Raw genomic sequence first — 17,442 nt, forward strand, 5'->3', positions numbered from 1 at the left:
GTGCAAATTAGAACTTTCTCCCTTTCCATTCGTATTTTCCAAACAACGAATACAAAGCCACGCTTGTACTAAAAAAAGGATAGAACAAACTGCTCAAAATCAAATAACGCATTTTGGTTTTGGTTAAAAAATAATTGGTTTTGTAAATCAAAACAGCATCAACTGAAAATTTCAATACCACTAATAAAAAGATATTTGGAAACGAAATCATACCGAATATCCAAAACCAAACACCCAAAATCAAACACAAATTTCCAGCAAAAACCAGTACTCCCAATCCTTTCCCGAAAGTACTTTGATACGAGCTTGTTTTGGATGCCCAACGAACGCGTTGGTAAAATAATGATTTCCAATCATTCAATGGTTTTGTGATGACAATATTGTTTTGAGATTTTAGATAATGAACTTTATCAGGGGATTTCGCAATCGCTTTTTGCAACAGGAAAACATCATCGCCGCTGGCAATTCCATCGTTTCCTTCGAAACCATTCAGCTCTTGAAAAAAGGATTTGGTATACGCAAAGTTGGCGCCATTGCACATAAATCCTTTGTCAATACCAAAACTCCCAATGGTTGCGCCTTGTAAACTCGCCAAATCCAATTGCTGGAAATGATGCAAAAATGAATTACCACAATCATACGTTACCGCTCCGGCAATCATCGCAACATCATGTAGCTGAATGTAATTATCCAATGTCAATAACCAGTTTGTATTTACAATGCAATCGGCATCGGTGGTAATAATCCAGTCCGTATTTACGATTTGCATCGCGGTTACAATCGCATCTTTCTTGGGCGAATTCGAAATCCGAATGTTCTTTATTATTTGAATATTGTCTCTCGACTGCGCTCGAGATGACAATGGAATTTTAAACGTTTCTTCGGATTCATCATCAACTAAAATCACTTCAAACAATTCCATCGGATAATTCAACTTCGACAAACTCTCTAATAGAATGGGCAAGTTTTCGGCTTCATTCCGGAAAGGAATAATAATCGAGAATTTTGTTTTAGGCTTTACCCCAGTATAATTTATAGTATTTACTTTGGTGAAACCATAAATTAAAAGTCCAATAGAAACTGAATAAATCAAAAGGACTATAAATAAAACAATTGAAATCATAATTATTTTATAAAGTTTCGTCTCCCTCTCCTTTGGAAAGTCCCGAAGTTTCGGGAGGGGAGAGAGTTTTAAAATTCAACACATAATAACTTCCAATCACAACTGGTAAAACGACATTCAGAAACCACATTAGTGTGGTTATAAAAATCACAATCCATTCGTTTACGCCAAGAATTCCAAAGAAATACACAGCCACACTTCCTTTTACGGCAAAGTCCAAAAACTGAAAAGTGGGCAAAGAGGAAGCTAGAAAATAAACGCTTGTAATCGTGGCAATGGCTATTAAATAAGGCAAGTCAACATCAAAAGCCAGGAACAAAAAGTAATATTGGTGCGAAAAAACCAGAAAACGACAAATGCCTAAAAAGATGTTTTTTTGATGAATGGGTTTTGGGATTTCATTAATCTTATGAATCAGTTTTTCGATCGAATAACCTTTGATAGTAATTTTTTTGACCGAAAATAAAACAATGAAAAGAAGTATTAGAAATCCAAAAAGTAGCGCTACCGTTTTTGTGGTAATCACATTGTACTGCGCATTGAAATACAATAAACCTAAAATTCCAAAAATAACGGTCAATATCATTTGGATTCCGTTGCAAATCAGATTCAAGAAAATCACTTTTTTAGTGTTTGATTTGTCAAAAAACAACGCTTTTCCGGCATATTCACCCACGCCGTTTGGCGTAAATAATCCCGCTGTCAATGCTCCTAAAACTTGTTTGGTTGCTGTTCCCAAAGATATTTTATGAATGAATTCAACCAAATTCTGCCATTTTAGGATTTCAAAAAATCGATTCAAAACACTCAATAACAAAATAAAGGCAATTCCGCCAATGGATTGGTTTTTCTGGAATAAAATGATGAATTTCTGCCAATCCAGTTTATCATTATTGGCCAATTGATTGTAAATAAAATAAAACGCACCGCCCACAATCAAAAGTTTGATTAGAAGTACGAGGAATTGCTTAGTTTTGTGTGGAATTGAAATCATTACTGCAAAATAACAAATTAAAATTGGCAAACGAACGCATCATATTAGGAATTGACCCAGGAACGACGATTATGGGTTTTGGATTGATAAAAATTGTCAATAAAAAAATGGAATTTTTGCAATTGAATGAGTTGCAATTGTCCAAATACGACAATCATTATCAAAAATTGAAAATCATTTTCGAACGCACCATTGAGTTAATTGACACACACAATCCAGATGAAATTGCAATTGAAGCGCCTTTCTTTGGTAAAAACGTGCAATCGATGCTGAAGTTAGGAAGAGCGCAAGGCGTGGCCATGGCAGCGGGACTTTCGAGAGATATTCCCATAACCGAATACGAGCCTAAGAAAATAAAAATGGCGATTACCGGAAACGGAAATGCCAGTAAAGAACAGGTTGCCAAAATGCTCCAACAATTATTAGGATTGAAGGAATTGCCTAAAAACCTCGATAGTACGGATGGATTGGCAGCAGCGGTTTGTCATTTTTTCAATTCCGGTAAAGTGATTGGCGAGAAAAGTTATACCGGTTGGGATGCTTTTGTAAAACAAAACGAAGAACGAGTTAAAAAATAGTAGTCAGTTATCAGTTTACAGAACTGACCACTAAAAAAACTGACCACTGAATACTAATAAATGAGCGGAATCTACATACATATTCCTTTTTGCAAGCAGGCGTGTCATTACTGCGACTTCCATTTTTCGACTTCGATGAAGAAGAAAGAAGAAATGGTTTTGGCTATTGCCAAAGAAATTCAAATGCGTAAAAGCGAGTTTGAGAATCAAGAAGTCGAAACCATTTATTTAGGCGGAGGTACGCCAAGTGTTTTAACTTCTGAAGAAATTAATTTTTTAATTGCTGCAGTTTATAGCAATTATTCTGTGATTGAAAATCCCGAAATTACGCTTGAAGCCAATCCTGATGATTTGTCAAGTGTACGAATAATTGAATTGTCTAAAAGTAAAATCAACCGATTAAGCATTGGGATTCAGTCGTTTTTTGAAGAAGATTTACAACTGATGAACCGTGCTCATAATTCGGCGGAAGCCAAAAAATGTTTGGAAGAAGCCACCAAGTATTTCGACAATATTTCCCTTGATTTGATTTACGGAATTCCGGGAATGAGCAATGAGAAATGGAAAGAAAATATTGAAACAGCATTGAGTTTTGGTATTCCGCATATTTCCAGTTATGCGTTGACGGTGGAACCAAAAACGGCATTGAACAAACTCATTCAAACTGGGAAAATTGCAGCGCCTAAAGATGATGTTGCGCAAGAACATTTTGCTATTTTGGTCGAAACGCTCGAAGCAAATGATTTTATTCATTATGAATTATCGAATTTTGGAAAGGAGAATTATTTTTCAAAGAATAATTCTGCGTATTGGTTGGGAAAAAAATACATTGGAGTTGGACCATCGGCGCATAGCTACGACGGAGTTTCCCGAAGTTGGAATGTTTCGAATAATTCCATTTACCTGAAATCAATGCATGAAAATAAACTTCCAAGCGAAAAGGAAGTGCTGTCGATTACCGACCGTTACAACGAATATATTATGACGGGTTTGCGAACGATTTGGGGCGTTTCGTTGGATAGAATTGAGAATGAATTTGGAAGTGATTATTTGGAATATTTAAATAAACAACTGCAGAAATTCCTTGATGATGATTTAGTTTTCATCAAAAACAATATCTTAAAACCAACACCGAAAGGAAAGTTTTTGACAGATGGAATTGCGTCAGATTTATTTTACTTAAATTTGGAATAACATATAACCACTAAGAACACAAAGATGGCGCAAAGTCCACTATGCTTTGTGATCTTGGTGATAATCTTAGTGCCCTTTGTGGTTAAATAATTATGATTGCAACTATTGATAACTTCAAAGTAGATCTATCAAAACCTATTGATATTTCGATTCCATTAACGAATACGGATGAGAATCCAATTGCTTGGTATATCGACAAACCGGTAATTGAACCTGTGGTTTTTGGGGATTGGATAGGAAAAGTTTCGGAAGGAAAATCCTCGACAAATTTTAATAATATTTTTTTCAATCCACACGGACATGGAACTCACACCGAATGTCTGGGGCATATTACACGAGAATTTTACAGTATTAATCAGTCGTTGAAACAGTTTTTCTTTCTGGCTGAATTGATTTCGGTTGTGCCGGAAATACAAGGAGAAGATTTGGTAATAACTAAAAATCAAATTGAAAACAGTTTGGAAGGAAAAACTCCTGAAGCTATAATTATTAGAACTCTTCCTAATTTTAAAATAAAAAGATCTTTAAAGTATTCGAATACGAATCCGCCTTATCTGGATCAAGATGCTGCGTTATTCATTCGCGAAAGCGGAATTCAGCATTTACTGATTGATTTGCCAAGTGTGGACAAAGAACATGACGAGGGAAAGTTATTGGCCCACAAAGCATTTTGGAATGTTACGGATGTCACTAATCTCAATGAAGATGCGAGATTAGAATCGACGATTACCGAAATGATTTTTGTTTCGAATGACGTTCAGGACGGTAGTTATTTGCTGAATTTACAAATCGCATCTTTTGAGAATGATGCCAGTCCGAGTAAACCTGTTTTATATAAAATATGATAACCGTTTCAACCGATAAAAATAAACTGGACGTTCCGTTTATTCAACATTTTCTGAAAGATATTTATTGGGCCGCAGGGCGAACAATGGAAGAAGTTCAAATTACGATTGATAATTCGTTTTGTTTCGGAATTTATTTAAATGATAAGCAAATTGGTTTTGCACGTGTTATTACGGATTATGTGGTTTTTGCCTATTTAATGGATGTTTTTATTACTGAAGAACATCGAGGCAAAGGGTATTCGTCTATTTTAATCGAAAATATGATGAATGAACCTCAATTAAAAGAAGTGAAAATTTGGCGATTGGCAACTTCTGACGCCCATTTTTTATATCAAAAATTTGGTTTTACAGCATTGGAAAATCCTGAAAAAATGATGGAAAAGAAAGTCATTTGAAATTTTATAAATTAAATATGGACTTAGAAAACTACTACGAATATTGCCTTTCGAAAAAAGGGGTTACGGAACATTTTCCTTTTGATGAAGATACATTAGTGTTTAAAGTGGGCGGAAAGATGTTTGCGTTGTCGTCTTTAAGACAATGGGAAAAAGGGGAGCCATCAGTCAATTTGAAATGTGATCCGGAGCGTGCTCAGGAATTACGTGCTGAATACGATGCTATTCAGCCGGGTTTTCACATGAGTAAAATCCATTGGAATACAATTGCTGTAAATGAATCAGTTTCGGATGCGCTTGTCAAAGAGTTGATTGATCATTCCTATGAATTGGTTTTCAAAAGTTTAACAAAGAAATTGCAGAGCGAAATTGAAGAATTAGAAAATTAGGCATTACTTTTGCGAAGAAAATCAGAATAAAAATTATAAATACATACTGAAATAAATTCAGCATATCATATGAAAGAACAATTTAAGAAGTTTTTAAACGAAGAACAAGACCCAAAAGCTATTGAAAAAATCGCTTCAAAATTGAGTGATTTATTGATGAAGAATGAAGAAATCGGATATATTGCTGTTCAAAAAAAACCAGCGATTACCGTTTTGCCGGATAGTATCGTGATGACGAATAAGAGAATTATCATTTGTCAACCAAAAAATCTGGGACTTTCAATGAATTTTATTGATTATACTTGGGACGAGATTGAAGGAACTTTTGTGAAAGAAAATATTTTGGGTTCAGAGTTTTCTTTTACAACCAGAACAAATATGGAAGTTTCCATTGATTATATTCCTAAAATCCAAGCGCGAAAAATTTTCACTTACGCCAAAGAACAATTGGATATATTGAAAGTTGGGTCTGTATTAAACGCAACCATGATGGATGAAGTTCCGGTTGTTCCAATGGAAGAAGTTGAAGTCATTGAAGAAATAGAAACGGAAGAAGTAACTAGTTTCGCTGAAATAATGCCTATTTTACAACCAAATTTCACTGCTGAAAATCAAGAATTCGAAGAAATTGCAATACCATCAAAAGATAAATCTTTAAGCGATTTATCGCAAGATGAACTTTTTGAAAAATTACAGAATTATAAAAAACTCCTTGATAACGGATTGATTTTACAAGGCGAATATGATGCTTTCAAAAAAGAAATTTTGAGTCAAATGTAATAATTTTGAGTCTGATGTAATATTATAGAAGCTGTCAAATTAGATATTTGGCAGCTTTTTTATTTGTATAATTTTCTGTACTGTAAAGGAGAGTTGTGTTTCAATTCTTTGAATTTTCTATTGAAATTAGAAATATTGTTAAAGCCACATAATTCAGCAATCTCTATAACAGAAAGTTCCCGGTTTTTTAATAATAGTTTGCCAGCCCGTTCTATTCGGATATCGATCAAGAACTGAAAAAATGTTTTGTTGGTTCTTAATTTAAAATAGCGGCAAAATGCATTTTTAGTCATATTAGACAAGGAAGCAATTTCTTCCAGAGAAATGTCCCTTTGGTAATTGGTCATCACATAGTCAAAAACCAATTGCATCCTTTTGCCTTCTCTATCGGTAAAGGGTTTGTCATAAATGAAATTGGAAAGTGTTTTTTTCTCGCTGAGACAAATGTTTTTAATTAGTTTAAAGAATATTAAAAAACGATCAAATTCATTGGCCTTTTTTAGCTTCAAGAATTGATTTACTATTTTGTTTGGAACTTCGTCTATTTTAAAACCATTCTTTATGGCAGTAAAAAAGGGTTCAAGTGTTTTGAATTCAGGAAGATCGAAGAAATTGTTGCCGAAAGAATTTGACGTAAAAAACAAGGTCAACATAACCGATGTTTCATTTGTATTGATTTCGCTTCTAAAAACATGGGGCAAATTGCTTCCTATTACAATAATATTTCCTTTTTGATACCCACTGATCGTGTCCCCCACAAGAATAGTTCCTTCGCCATTGGCAATATAACTAATTTGTATTTCCTCATGTTGGTGTAATTTGCCATAAAAAACAACTTCTCGGTCCTCTTGATAAATAAGAGCTTCTTCTTTAGGCTTTGGTATTTTAAAGGGGAATACTTTCATTTTTAGTGGTTTGATGAATTCAAATGTAAAAATAATTTGCATATATTACTCAATATGGGATTATATTTTTAAATAAAAGATAATATAGTATTGATTTTAGGTAATTTATCAAAAGTTTTATCTGCATCAAACATTTAATTTTGAATAAAAAAAATTAGAAATTATGAGTATTCAATGGAAAGGTGTAATACCGGCAGTTACAACCAAGTTTACTGCGGATGATAAATTAGACTTCAACATGTTTGAAGTAAATGTAAAAGCACAGCTTGAAGCGGGTGTTAGCGGAATAATTTTAGGGGGAACTCTTGGAGAAGCCAGTACTTTATTGGAAGAAGAAAAAAGAGAATTGGTTAGAGGCACTGTTGGAATTGTTGGCGGTCAAGTTCCCGTTATCATGAATATCGCCGAACAAACGACTCGTGGTGCTATCGCAGCAGCAAATAAAGCAGAGCAAGATGGAGCAAAAGGGCTGATGATGTTACCTCCGATGCGTTATACTGCCTCGGAATATGAAACGGTTGTTTATTTTTCTGAAGTGGCAAAAAATACTTCATTGCCAATTATGGTATACAATAATCCAGTTGATTATAAAATCGAGGTTACGTTGGATATGTTTGAGGAAATGTTAAAATTCGACAATATTCAAGCGGTAAAAGAATCTACCAGAGATATTTCGAATGTTACAAGGATTATTAATCGTTTTGGAGATCGTTTGAAGATTCTTTCTGGGGTTGATACCTTGGCTTTAGAAAGTATATTGATGGGTTCTCACGGTTGGGTATCCGGTTTGGTAGATGCTTTTCCAGCAGAGACTGTTGCTATTTTCAATTTAGCAAAAGCGGGACGAATTGACGAAGCTTTGGCTATCTATAGATGGTTTTTGCCTTTGTTGGAGTTAGATATTAATGCTTTTTTGGTGCAGAATATCAAATTAGCTGAGGTAGCCACAGGTTTAGGGACAGAATATGTTCGTGCACCTAGATTGCCGCTTCAAGGAGCCGAAAGAGAAAGAGTTTTAGCGATTATTGCTGAAGGTCTTAGAACAAGACCAACATTGCCAGATTACAAAAACTGTAATGGTCAGGTGTTGGCGTAACTATTTTTTTAATTTTTTTCAGATTGTTGGTTAGTGGGGTAGCTCTTTTATAAGTTACCCCTTTAGTAAATGTTTTAAAATAAACCGTGCAATTTGTCTCGTTCTTTTGCCCTTTTTCTTCGTTAAAAAATATTTCAATAGCCCAGCTATTTAAAGATTTTTTGCCTTGAAAAAGACCGAAATAACTTCGCCAAATTTTGTACGCTTTATTTCAAAACCTTTACTTATTCAAAAATTTTGCAGATACAGATATAAATAATGATTTGGGTTTATGTTTCGGAAAAAAGATAAAACAAGTGAATCAAAATTAAATAACGCACAATGATAACAGGTAAAAATTATATAGGAAGCCAGTTAAAGGCTAGTGGGAATAAAACGTTTAAAACGTTTAATCCTCAGTTGAATACAGAAAATCCATGGTTATTTGTTGAGGCAACTCCAGCCGAAATTGAGGAAACTGCTACTTTGGCAAACGAAGCCTATAAAGTGTATAAAAACTGTACGGGGAAGGAAAAAGCTGCTTTTCTAAATGCGATTGCAGATGAGATTTTAGCTATTGGGGATCAATTATTAGATCTTTATTGTGCTGAATCTGGTTTGCCTAGAGGTAGAGCCGAAGGTGAAAGAGGAAGGACTATTTTTCAATTGCGTTCTTTTGCAGATATGCTTATTGAAGGAAGTTGGTTAGAAGCAACATTGGATACTGCAGTTCCGGATAGACAACCTCTTCCTAAAGATGATTTGCGTAAAATGCTTGTGCCAATAGGGCCAATTGTTGTTTTTGGGTCGAGTAATTTCCCATTTGCATTTTCAACAGCTGGAGGAGATACGGCTTCTGCTTTGGCAGCCGGTTGCCCAGTTATTGTAAAGAGCCATTCGATGCATATTGGTACTGGTGAAATGGTTGCTTCGGCAGTTATCAAAGCAGCCCAAAAGACAAACATGCCAGAAGGTGTTTTTTCAAATCTTATTGGTAGTGGAGTTGTTGTAGGAGGTGCTTTAGTAAGTCATCCTCTTGTAAAAGGAGTTGGATTTACAGGAAGCATTAAAGGAGGTAGGGCATTATACGATTTAGCTTCTCAACGTCCTGAACCTATTCCTGTTTTTGCAGAGATGGGAAGTATAAATCCTGTTGTTGTTTTGCCAAAAGCTTTAGAAAACGAAAGCCAAAAATGGGCAACTGTTTATGCGGGTTCAATCACCATGGGAACAGGTCAATTCTGTACTAATCCAGGATTGTTATTGGGTATAAAAGGAGAAGATTTAACTCGTTTTATTTCTGAGTTGTCTACTGAAATTGAAAAAATTGCTCCATCATGTATGTTGCACCCTTCAATTCATGCCGACTTTAATCAAGGAAAAGAGTTGTTGAAATCTCAAACAGGAGTTCATACCGTTGCAGAATATAAAGGGGAAATAGCTCCCAATTTTGCCTCACAAACGTTACTTATGGTAGAAGGAAAAACGTTTTTAGAAAATCCTACTTTAAGTCATGAAGTTTTTGGGCCGTTTTCAATCATCGTTCAATGTGATGATGAAGCCCAATTGACTTCAATTATTGATCAATTAGCGGGACAATTAACGGCTACTATCCTTGCTGAAGGTACTGAAATTGATAATTACACAACGGTTATAGCAGCTTTACAAAATAGAGTGGGTAGAATTATTTTTAATGGAGTTCCAACTGGTGTAGAAGTTTGTCCATCGATGATTCATGGAGGACCTTATCCTGCATCATCTGATTCTAGGTTTACGGCTGTCGGATTAGACGCTGTGAAACGTTGGGTGAGACCATTCAGTTATCAAAATTGGCCAAATGCTTTATTGCCAATTGAATTGCAAGACGAAAATCCATTGGGGATTTTAAGATTAGTAAATAATAAACAAACGTATTCAAATATCGAAAAATGTCAAGAAAAACCTTCTTTTGTGTAGATGCACACACTTGTGGGAATCCCGTGAGAGTTGTTGCTGGTGGAGGACCTAATCTTGTTGGGGCAAACATGAGTGAGAAACGTCAACATTTTCTTTCTGAATTTGATTGGATTCGAAAAGGATTAATGTTTGAGCCCCGCGGTCACGACATGATGAGTGGCAGTATTTTATATCCGCCAAGTAATCCTGAAAATGATTTTGGAATTTTATTTATAGAAACATCAGGCTGTTTGCCTATGTGCGGACACGGAACCATTGGTACCATTACCATTGCCATCGAAGAAGGTTTGGTTACCCCAAAAGTTCCTGGAAAAATCAAGATGGAGGCTCCTGCGGGTTTGGTTGAAATAGAATACCAACAGACAGGTAAAAAAGTGGATTGGGTTCGTTTAACGAATGTAAAATCTTATTTGGCCGCCGAAGGATTAACTATTGATTGCCCAGAATTAGGTGAAATCACATTTGATGTTGCCTATGGTGGAAATTATTATGCTATTATAGATCCTCAGAAAAACTTCTCGGGTGTTCAGGATTTTACAGCTGGTAAGATTGTGCAATACAGTCAAGAAGTTCGCAAACGTATTAACGAAAAATATCCAAATCGTTTTATTCATCCAGAAAATGATACCATTCGTGATGTGAGTCACATGTTATGGACAGGTGAACCATTAGATCCAAATTCTTCGGGCAGAAATGCCGTTTTTTATGGAGATAAAGCCATCGATCGTTCACCATGCGGAACAGGAACCTCTGCAAGATTAGCACAACTTCATGCTAAAGGGAAATTAAAATTGGGAGAAGACTTTATTCATGAAAGTTATATCGGCAGCAAATTCATTGGTAGAGCAGTTGAAGAAACCCTAATTGGAAATATTAAAGCAATAGTGCCAAGCATTCAAGGATGGGCAAAGGTATATGGATACAATAACATCATGATTGATGGCGAAGATGATCCTTATGCGTTTGGTTTTCAGGTAATTTAAGAAGAGAATAGAACAAAGAGAATAGAACAAAGAGAATAGAACAAAGAGAGTAGAACAAAGAGAATAGAGAGAATAGAATAGAGAGAAAAGAAGCTAAATAAATATTAAAAAGACATACTTGTTTACCATTTATTGTCTTGTTTCTTACCTTTTGTTTCTTTATTCTATTCTCTTTATTCTTGTTTCTTCTCTCAAATAATAAAAAATAAATGAAAAAAGTAAGCATAATAGGCGGAGGAATAATTGGGTTGTGTACGGCCTATTATCTAGCAAAAGAAGGATATCAAGTTGTGGTTTTTGATAAATCTGATTTGAATGATGGCTGTTCTTATGGCAATGCCGGAATGATTGTTCCGTCGCATATTATTCCGTTGGCACAACCCGGAATGATAGCGCAAGGAATGAAATGGATGTTTGACAGCCAAAGCCCGTTTTATGTAAAACCCAGATTGAATGCTGATTTAATGAAATGGGGATTACAATTTTATAAACATGCCAATCTTAGGCATGTCGAAAAATCAATGCCTGCATTACGTGATTTATCTCTTCTGAGTAAAGAATTGTATCAAGATTTTGCTCGTGAAAACAATTCATTTTTTTATAAAGAAAAAGGACTCTTAATGCTTTATAAAACCGATAAAGTAGCAGAAGAGATGCATCATGAAGGAAAAGAGGCGGAACGTTTGGGACTGGAGGTGGGTTTTCTTTCAAAAGTAGAGGTGGCAAGCCTAGAGACAGGCACCCGAACTGATGTTATAGGTGGTGTGCACTATAAAAGTGATGCTCATTTATATCCGCAAAAATTCATGCAATTTATAAAAGAAGAGCTAACCCGATTAAACGTTCAAGTTCTGCCGAATACTTTAGTGAAAGATTTTACATTTAATAACAATGCAATTTCTGAAATTATTACAGATAAAGGGGCTTTTACTACTGATGAGGTTGTTTTAGCAGCTGGATCTTGGAGTCCGGAAATTGCCAAAAAATTGAATATCAAACTCAGTATTTTACCAGGTAAAGGCTATAGTTTTACTTTGAAAGACCAAGAAAATAAACCAGCCATTCCCGCTATTTTGTGTGAAGGTAAGGTAGCGGTAACCCCAATGAATGGAGACATTCGTTTTGGTGGAACCATGGAAATAACACACACAAATGACACGAAAATTAATCAAAAAAGACTTCAGGGAATTGTAAATAGCATCAATGAATTTTACCCTGATTTAAAAGTAAACAGACCAATAGAGAAGGACACTTGGTTTGGTTTTAGACCTTGTACTCCATCTGGAATGCCAATAATTGCAAGAGATAAAAAGATAAAAAATTTGATATTAGCAACGGGACATGCTATGATGGGATTAAGTCTTGCTCCAGCTACCGGCAAAGTTATTACCGAAATTATTTCTGGGAAACCAACTTCCGTAAATACTACTATGTTTCAAGTCTAATCATGGGATATCCGGCTATACCAACCTCTTTTATTCGAAGTTAACAGAAGTAATTTTTATGATAAAATGACTTCTAATGCCATTGCTATTCTTTTATCAATTCTATTTTAAAGAAGTAAATAAATTGAGTAAAATTTGGAATGGGGATTTTTGATAAAAAAACACTTGAAACAGTTTAATTTATAAAATTTTTAATAATAATGAAAAAGTTTGTTTTAATTATTTGCCTTTTTGCCCAAGCGATTTTTGCGCAAAATTCTATCAATATTGATAGACTTGATTGGTTGCCAAATTCACACTTGCTTTGGGTAAATGAGCAGGATAACATCACGGTTTATGATGCAAATCAACTTACGGGAAAGAAAGTAGTTTTAAATAAGGAACAACTAAAAGCCGCTGGATTTCAAGGTAAAATTGAGAAATTAGTTTGGAACAAAACTCAGGATAAAGTACTGATTTTCACCAATTCCAAGAAAGTTTGGCGCGCCAATACCAAAGGAGATTATTGGATTTTTGATCTTGTTTCCGGGAAGGGGAGACAAATAGGGAAAAACTTAGATCCATCCTCATTGATGTTTGCCAAGTTTTCAAATGACAGTAAAAATGTAGCCTATGTATACAAACACAATATTTATTTAGAAAATATTGATACGGGCAAAATTAAACAACTTACAAAAGACGGCACGGCCAAAATAATAAACGGAACTTTTGATTGGGTTTACGAGGAAGAATTAAATGCAAGAGACGGTTTTAGATGGAGTCCTGATGGCAACAGCATTGCTTTTTGGCGGGTAGATGCAACGGATACAAAGTATCATTTGATGATGAATAATACCGATTCGCTATATTCGTTTACTGTTCCTGTTGAATACCCAAAGGCGGGAGAGAAACCCTCTTCTGTGAAATTAGGAGTTATAAATATTGCTTCGGATAAAACCAATTGGTTAGATATACCTGGCAAGGCAAGTAATAACTACTTACCAAGGATGGAATGGACAGCCAATAATGAATTGATGGTAATACAATTGAACCGTCATCAAAATGAAGTCAATGTCTATAAATGTGTGGCAAATACAGGAATAGCAAACCGAATTTATCAAGAAAAGAATAATTCTTGGATTGATGTCTTTGACAGTTCCTCTGGCATGTATGATGGTTTTCCGTGTACTATTGTAGATAATGGGAAAGCATTTTTATGGAGTTCGGATGCCGATGGTTGGATGCATGTTTATAAAATTGCGATGGACGGTAAAAGCAAGGAGTTGATTACCAAAGAAAATTTTGACACCTGCTTTTTAGCCTATAATCAAGCTACAAAAACTATTTATACAGCTGCCAGCCCCACCGATGCTACCCAGCGGTATTTATATGAAACTAATTTAGATACCAAAATAACAAAACGTAGTACTCCTAATCAATATGAAGGTACCAATGTTTACCGGTTTTCTCCTGATGCTGCTTTTGCGAAGCATACCAATTCTAATATTAATCGCAATTGGAATTCACGTTTGATTTCATTACAAAATCACGAGAAGATCTATCCAAATGATGCTGATTCATTTTCTGCTCCAAAAAGAGATTATACTTTAGAGAAATTTAAAGTAAAGACTATAGATAATGTAGAATTGGACGGTATTATGGCTAAACCACTTGATTTTGATGCATCCAAAAAATACCCGTTGTTCTTTTTCGTTTATGGCGAGCCAATGTCCGCAGTTGCTAACGATGTGCCTTATTTTAATTCTTTTATTACGGCTTTAATCCCAAAAGGATACATAGGAATTGCATTAGACAATCGAGGTACTCCAGTATTCAAGGGAACTGAATGGCGCAAATCAATCTATAAAAATATTGGGATCATTAATACCCGTGATCAAGTCATGGCTGCCAAAGAAATATTGAAATGGAATTTTATAGATACGGATCGAGTAGCAGTGCATGGTTGGAGTGGAGGTGGAGCCGTAACGCTAAATCTAATGTTTCAATATCCAGAAATTTATAAAACAGGAATTGCAATTGCAGCAGTAACCGATCAGCATTTTTATGATAACATATATACGGAGCGATATATGGGCTTGCCTACTGAAAACGAAGCGGCCTATATTCAGGCATCACCAATTACCTATGCCAAAAATCTAAAAGGGAACCTATTGTACATTCACGGTACAGGAGATGATAATGTGCATTATAAAAACGCAGAAGTTTTGATAAATGAGTTGGTGAAATATGACAAAATGTTTGATTTAATGATTTACCCTAATCGTACGCATGGTATTAATGAAGGGGAAGGGACAAGTCAACATTTGGCTAATACCTTTATGAAGTTTATTTTGAAATATTCTCCTCCCGGAGCAAAATAAAAAGCAGTATTGAAAATATAAACAAGAGGATGTTATAACGGCATCCTCTTGTTATTTTGTTTAATTTTCATTGTATCCAAAGGGGTTGTCAATACTTTGCATAGGGGTTGTAAACCATTTTGGGCCGTTTTTGGTCATGTAAAAATGATCTTCATGACGAATTCCAAATTCACCTGGAATACATATCATGGGTTCATTACTGACAACCATACCTTCTTGAAGGGTAATGGTATTTCCTCTAACCAGATAAGGATGTTCATGAATGTCTAAACCGGTACCGTGTCCCACACGATGAGGCAGACCCGGTAACTGGTAATCGCCACTCAATCCGGCTACCGCAAGATCTTTGCGTGCCGCATCATCAACAGAACCACAAGTTGCACCAATTTGAGCTGCCTCAAATGCTGCTTGTTGTACTTTTTTTTCAAGATTCCAGATTTCTCTGTGTCTTTCGGTTGGTGTTCCATACACATAGGTTCTGGTAATATCCGAAATATAGCCTTCTAACTGGCAACCGGTATCTACTAAAACAATGTCGTTTTCTTTTAAATTCTGAGGAACGGTTACACCATGTGGATATTGTGAATCGTCTGAAAACAAAACGATACAAAAGTAAGATCCTGAAGGAATACTGGCTTTTATATGAGCGTTATTTATAAATTCAGTTACTTCTTTTACACTAATGCCTGGTCGTAGGATGCGAGCTGTGGCACGCTGTACTTCCATGGTAATGTCTTTGGCTCTTTGGATGATTGCAATTTCATTTGCCGATTTTTGAATTCGGCATCCTGTTGTAATCGGTTGTGCATTGATAAATGTGTAAGAAGGGTTTGCTTTAGAAACTCCGTCTACCAAAAAGTAAGCTGCTGATTCATCAACTGCGATGGCGCCATTGGTAATGTTTTTATTTTTCAATAATTCTCCCAGTAAAGCATAAGGAGATTCATGTTCTTCCCAACAGTTTATTGAGGCATCAATGGTCATGTATTTTTTGAAGGTACCCTCTTCAAATTTTGGTGCGATGTATTCCAGACTTGCGTCAGCATATAATAAGGCACCGACCATTCTTTCAGAGGCATTCCATCTTGTTCCCGTAAAATAATACAAGTTGGTTCCAGCATTGAGATAAACGGCTTTAATGTTTAAGTTTAACATTAATTGGGCTGCCTTTTTTATACGCTCTTGGTATTCTTCCAATTGTATGGGTTGGATTCCTTGGGTTCGGTCTGTTATTTTGTCTAATTCGATTTGTGCAGTAGAACCGCCAATTCCATTATTCATATCTGTATCTTTAAAAGAGGGTTAATTATTTTTTTGGAAATAAATTCATTATAAAAATAGGAGGCTGCAACCAGATCTTCTAATGCATGTCCAACCGATTTAAAATAGGTAATTTCTTTTTCTGAAGTTCTTCCTTTTTTGGAGCCGCTACACAATTCGAATAAATCTGCTTTTATAGCTTCTTTGGTTAAAGAGCCGTTATTTAATGGAATCAAAATATCTCCGCTTTCTTTTAATCCTCCCTGATAAGTGTCTATAAATACAGATGATTTCCTGACAGCTTCGTCATCAGCTTCTCGGGTGTCTTTTTTATAAGCACCCACTAAGTCAAGATGTTGTCCTGCTTGCAATGATTTTCCAAAAACCAATGGAGTAGGAGACAAAGTAGCGCAGGATATTATGTCAACTTCTGAAATTTTATCATCTATGTTTGCGATAGCGGTACAGCTATAAGGGGAGTCTGCAAGCGCATCGCATACGGCCTGGGCTTTTTTCTGACTTCTTCCCCATACATAAACTTTTGTAATAGGTCTGACACTGGCGTGGGCCTGGATTAAATTTTTTGCCAAAGCTCCGGTACCTATCATTAATAGAGAAGAAGAGTCCTTTCTGGAAAGGTAACTGCTGGCTAAGGCTGAGGTACAAGCGGTACGTTTAGCGGTTAAGGATTTGGCATCCAGAATGGCTTTTATACTTCCTTTATGGGCATCCATGTAAATATAAGTTCCTTGAATAGCCGGGAGGTTATATTTACCATTATTTGGGCTTACCGTTACAATTTTTACACCGGCATCTATACCGGTATTAAAAGCAGGCATCAGTAATAATGTTGAATCCTTGTCTTCCGGAGGGTTAGAAAAATCGTGATGATGACGCATCGGTACTTGTATGGATGACGTAGAGAACCCTTCTTTTAAGTGTTTAATAAGCTGTTTGAAATTACAATTGTTTTCTATAAACGAATCGGGAATAAGTTGCATGCTTTTCATTTTTGGAATAGATTTTTATAAAATTAAACTATTTTTTTATCTGTTCATATTTCAACTGAAAACAGGATAAAATAAGTCAATACTAGGTTAATATAATATTATTTTTTAGGACTGTCCATGAATAGTACCACAGCGATAAAATTAGCC

General features: G+C 35.5%; 16 protein-coding genes. 11 read left to right on the forward strand and 5 right to left on the reverse strand.

Annotated features, from left to right (window positions below; genetic code table 11):
* Positions 1–7: 7 nt before the first annotated feature.
* A complete protein-coding gene (locus ACNQGX_RS07485; RefSeq protein ID WP_417975297.1) occupies positions 8–1,123 on the reverse strand; it encodes a glycosyltransferase family 2 protein in 1,116 nt (371 codons plus the stop codon).
* A gap of 7 nt (positions 1,124–1,130) precedes the next feature.
* Entirely contained in the window at positions 1,131–2,117 is a 987-nt protein-coding gene (locus ACNQGX_RS07490; protein ID WP_417975298.1) for a hypothetical protein, read from the reverse strand.
* A gap of 23 nt (positions 2,118–2,140) precedes the next feature.
* Here ACNQGX_RS07490 and ruvC point away from each other — a divergent pair, with 23 nt between their 5' ends.
* The 6 genes from ruvC to ACNQGX_RS07520 all read left to right on the forward strand — a co-directional run bounded on the left by ruvC (position 2,141) and on the right by ACNQGX_RS07520 (position 6,301).
* The gene (ruvC, locus tag ACNQGX_RS07495) at positions 2,141–2,695 is read left to right on the forward strand and encodes a crossover junction endodeoxyribonuclease RuvC (RefSeq protein ID WP_417975299.1); all 555 of its coding nucleotides are present in this window, start codon (positions 2,141–2,143) and stop codon (positions 2,693–2,695) included.
* Between the two features lie 60 nt (positions 2,696–2,755).
* Positions 2,756–3,889 carry a radical SAM family heme chaperone HemW gene (hemW, locus tag ACNQGX_RS07500; protein WP_417975300.1) on the forward strand — a complete coding sequence of 378 codons (1,134 nt, stop codon included), beginning with the start codon at positions 2,756–2,758 and terminating at the stop codon, positions 3,887–3,889.
* A 92-nt stretch (positions 3,890–3,981) separates the two neighbouring features.
* Positions 3,982–4,734: a cyclase family protein gene (locus tag ACNQGX_RS07505; RefSeq protein WP_417975301.1), complete on the forward strand. Its 753-nt coding sequence runs from the start codon at positions 3,982–3,984 to the stop codon at positions 4,732–4,734.
* A complete protein-coding gene (locus ACNQGX_RS07510) occupies positions 4,731–5,132 on the forward strand; it encodes a GNAT family N-acetyltransferase (protein ID WP_417975302.1) in 402 nt (133 codons plus the stop codon). The genes ACNQGX_RS07505 and ACNQGX_RS07510 overlap by 4 nt, the downstream gene beginning before the upstream one ends.
* Positions 5,133–5,149: 17 nt before the next feature.
* The gene (locus ACNQGX_RS07515; RefSeq protein ID WP_417975303.1) at positions 5,150–5,521 is read left to right on the forward strand and encodes an MmcQ/YjbR family DNA-binding protein; all 372 of its coding nucleotides are present in this window, start codon (positions 5,150–5,152) and stop codon (positions 5,519–5,521) included.
* Between the two features lie 69 nt (positions 5,522–5,590).
* Complete coding sequence (locus tag ACNQGX_RS07520) at positions 5,591–6,301, forward strand: PH domain-containing protein (RefSeq protein ID WP_417975304.1); 711 nt, start codon at positions 5,591–5,593, stop codon at positions 6,299–6,301.
* Positions 6,302–6,360: 59 nt separating this feature from the next.
* On the opposite strand, the gene ACNQGX_RS07525 is transcribed toward ACNQGX_RS07520, so the two are convergent.
* The gene (locus ACNQGX_RS07525; RefSeq protein WP_417975305.1) at positions 6,361–7,206 is read right to left on the reverse strand and encodes an AraC family transcriptional regulator; all 846 of its coding nucleotides are present in this window, start codon (positions 7,204–7,206) and stop codon (positions 6,361–6,363) included.
* A gap of 163 nt (positions 7,207–7,369) precedes the next feature.
* Between ACNQGX_RS07525 and ACNQGX_RS07530 the strand changes: the two genes are divergently transcribed.
* The 5 genes from ACNQGX_RS07530 to ACNQGX_RS07550 all read left to right on the forward strand — a co-directional run bounded on the left by ACNQGX_RS07530 (position 7,370) and on the right by ACNQGX_RS07550 (position 15,025).
* Positions 7,370–8,302, forward strand: a complete 933-nt coding sequence (locus tag ACNQGX_RS07530; protein WP_417975306.1) for a dihydrodipicolinate synthase family protein — start codon at positions 7,370–7,372, stop codon at positions 8,300–8,302.
* A 321-nt stretch (positions 8,303–8,623) separates the two neighbouring features.
* Positions 8,624–10,237: an aldehyde dehydrogenase (NADP(+)) gene (locus ACNQGX_RS07535; protein WP_417975307.1), complete on the forward strand. Its 1,614-nt coding sequence runs from the start codon at positions 8,624–8,626 to the stop codon at positions 10,235–10,237.
* Positions 10,210–11,220, forward strand: a complete 1,011-nt coding sequence (locus tag ACNQGX_RS07540) for a 4-hydroxyproline epimerase (RefSeq protein WP_417975308.1) — start codon at positions 10,210–10,212, stop codon at positions 11,218–11,220. The genes ACNQGX_RS07535 and ACNQGX_RS07540 overlap by 28 nt, the downstream gene beginning before the upstream one ends.
* 209 nt (positions 11,221–11,429) lie before the next feature.
* On the forward strand, positions 11,430–12,665 hold the full coding sequence (locus ACNQGX_RS07545) for an NAD(P)/FAD-dependent oxidoreductase (RefSeq protein ID WP_417975309.1): 1,236 nt from the start codon (positions 11,430–11,432) through the stop codon (positions 12,663–12,665).
* Positions 12,666–12,865: 200 nt separating this feature from the next.
* Entirely contained in the window at positions 12,866–15,025 is a 2,160-nt protein-coding gene (locus ACNQGX_RS07550; protein ID WP_417975310.1) for a S9 family peptidase, read from the forward strand.
* 60 nt (positions 15,026–15,085) lie between these two features.
* Here the strand turns inward: ACNQGX_RS07550 and ACNQGX_RS07555 are convergent, their stop codons facing one another.
* Both ACNQGX_RS07555 and lhpI read right to left on the reverse strand, forming a co-directional pair.
* Entirely contained in the window at positions 15,086–16,306 is a 1,221-nt protein-coding gene (locus ACNQGX_RS07555; RefSeq protein WP_417975311.1) for a M24 family metallopeptidase, read from the reverse strand.
* A complete protein-coding gene (gene lhpI / locus ACNQGX_RS07560; protein WP_417975312.1) occupies positions 16,303–17,295 on the reverse strand; it encodes a bifunctional Delta(1)-pyrroline-2-carboxylate/Delta(1)-piperideine-2-carboxylate reductase in 993 nt (330 codons plus the stop codon). The genes ACNQGX_RS07555 and lhpI overlap by 4 nt, the downstream gene beginning before the upstream one ends.
* Positions 17,296–17,442 lie beyond the last annotated feature (147 nt).

Source organism: Flavobacterium glycogeni (assembly GCF_048286775.1).
In the GTDB taxonomy this organism is placed as follows: domain Bacteria; phylum Bacteroidota; class Bacteroidia; order Flavobacteriales; family Flavobacteriaceae; genus Flavobacterium.

Coding starts and splice junctions, on each gene's coding strand:
- ACNQGX_RS07485 (WP_417975297.1), bottom strand. CDS start 1,123: ATGATTTCAATTGTTTTATTTATAGTCCTTTTGATTTATTCAGTTTCT.
- ACNQGX_RS07490 (WP_417975298.1), bottom strand. CDS start 2,117: ATGATTTCAATTCCACACAAAACTAAGCAATTCCTCGTACTTCTAATC.
- hemW (WP_417975300.1), top strand. CDS start 2,756: ATGAGCGGAATCTACATACATATTCCTTTTTGCAAGCAGGCGTGTCAT.
- ACNQGX_RS07505 (WP_417975301.1), top strand. CDS start 3,982: ATGATTGCAACTATTGATAACTTCAAAGTAGATCTATCAAAACCTATT.
- ACNQGX_RS07510 (WP_417975302.1), top strand. CDS start 4,731: ATGATAACCGTTTCAACCGATAAAAATAAACTGGACGTTCCGTTTATT.
- ACNQGX_RS07515 (WP_417975303.1), top strand. CDS start 5,150: ATGGACTTAGAAAACTACTACGAATATTGCCTTTCGAAAAAAGGGGTT.
- ACNQGX_RS07520 (WP_417975304.1), top strand. CDS start 5,591: ATGAAAGAACAATTTAAGAAGTTTTTAAACGAAGAACAAGACCCAAAA.
- ACNQGX_RS07525 (WP_417975305.1), bottom strand. CDS start 7,206: ATGAAAGTATTCCCCTTTAAAATACCAAAGCCTAAAGAAGAAGCTCTT.
- ACNQGX_RS07530 (WP_417975306.1), top strand. CDS start 7,370: ATGAGTATTCAATGGAAAGGTGTAATACCGGCAGTTACAACCAAGTTT.
- ACNQGX_RS07535 (WP_417975307.1), top strand. CDS start 8,624: ATGATAACAGGTAAAAATTATATAGGAAGCCAGTTAAAGGCTAGTGGG.
- ACNQGX_RS07540 (WP_417975308.1), top strand. CDS start 10,210: ATGTCAAGAAAAACCTTCTTTTGTGTAGATGCACACACTTGTGGGAAT.
- ACNQGX_RS07545 (WP_417975309.1), top strand. CDS start 11,430: ATGAAAAAAGTAAGCATAATAGGCGGAGGAATAATTGGGTTGTGTACG.
- ACNQGX_RS07550 (WP_417975310.1), top strand. CDS start 12,866: ATGAAAAAGTTTGTTTTAATTATTTGCCTTTTTGCCCAAGCGATTTTT.
- ACNQGX_RS07555 (WP_417975311.1), bottom strand. CDS start 16,306: ATGAATAATGGAATTGGCGGTTCTACTGCACAAATCGAATTAGACAAA.
- lhpI (WP_417975312.1), bottom strand. CDS start 17,295: ATGAAAAGCATGCAACTTATTCCCGATTCGTTTATAGAAAACAATTGT.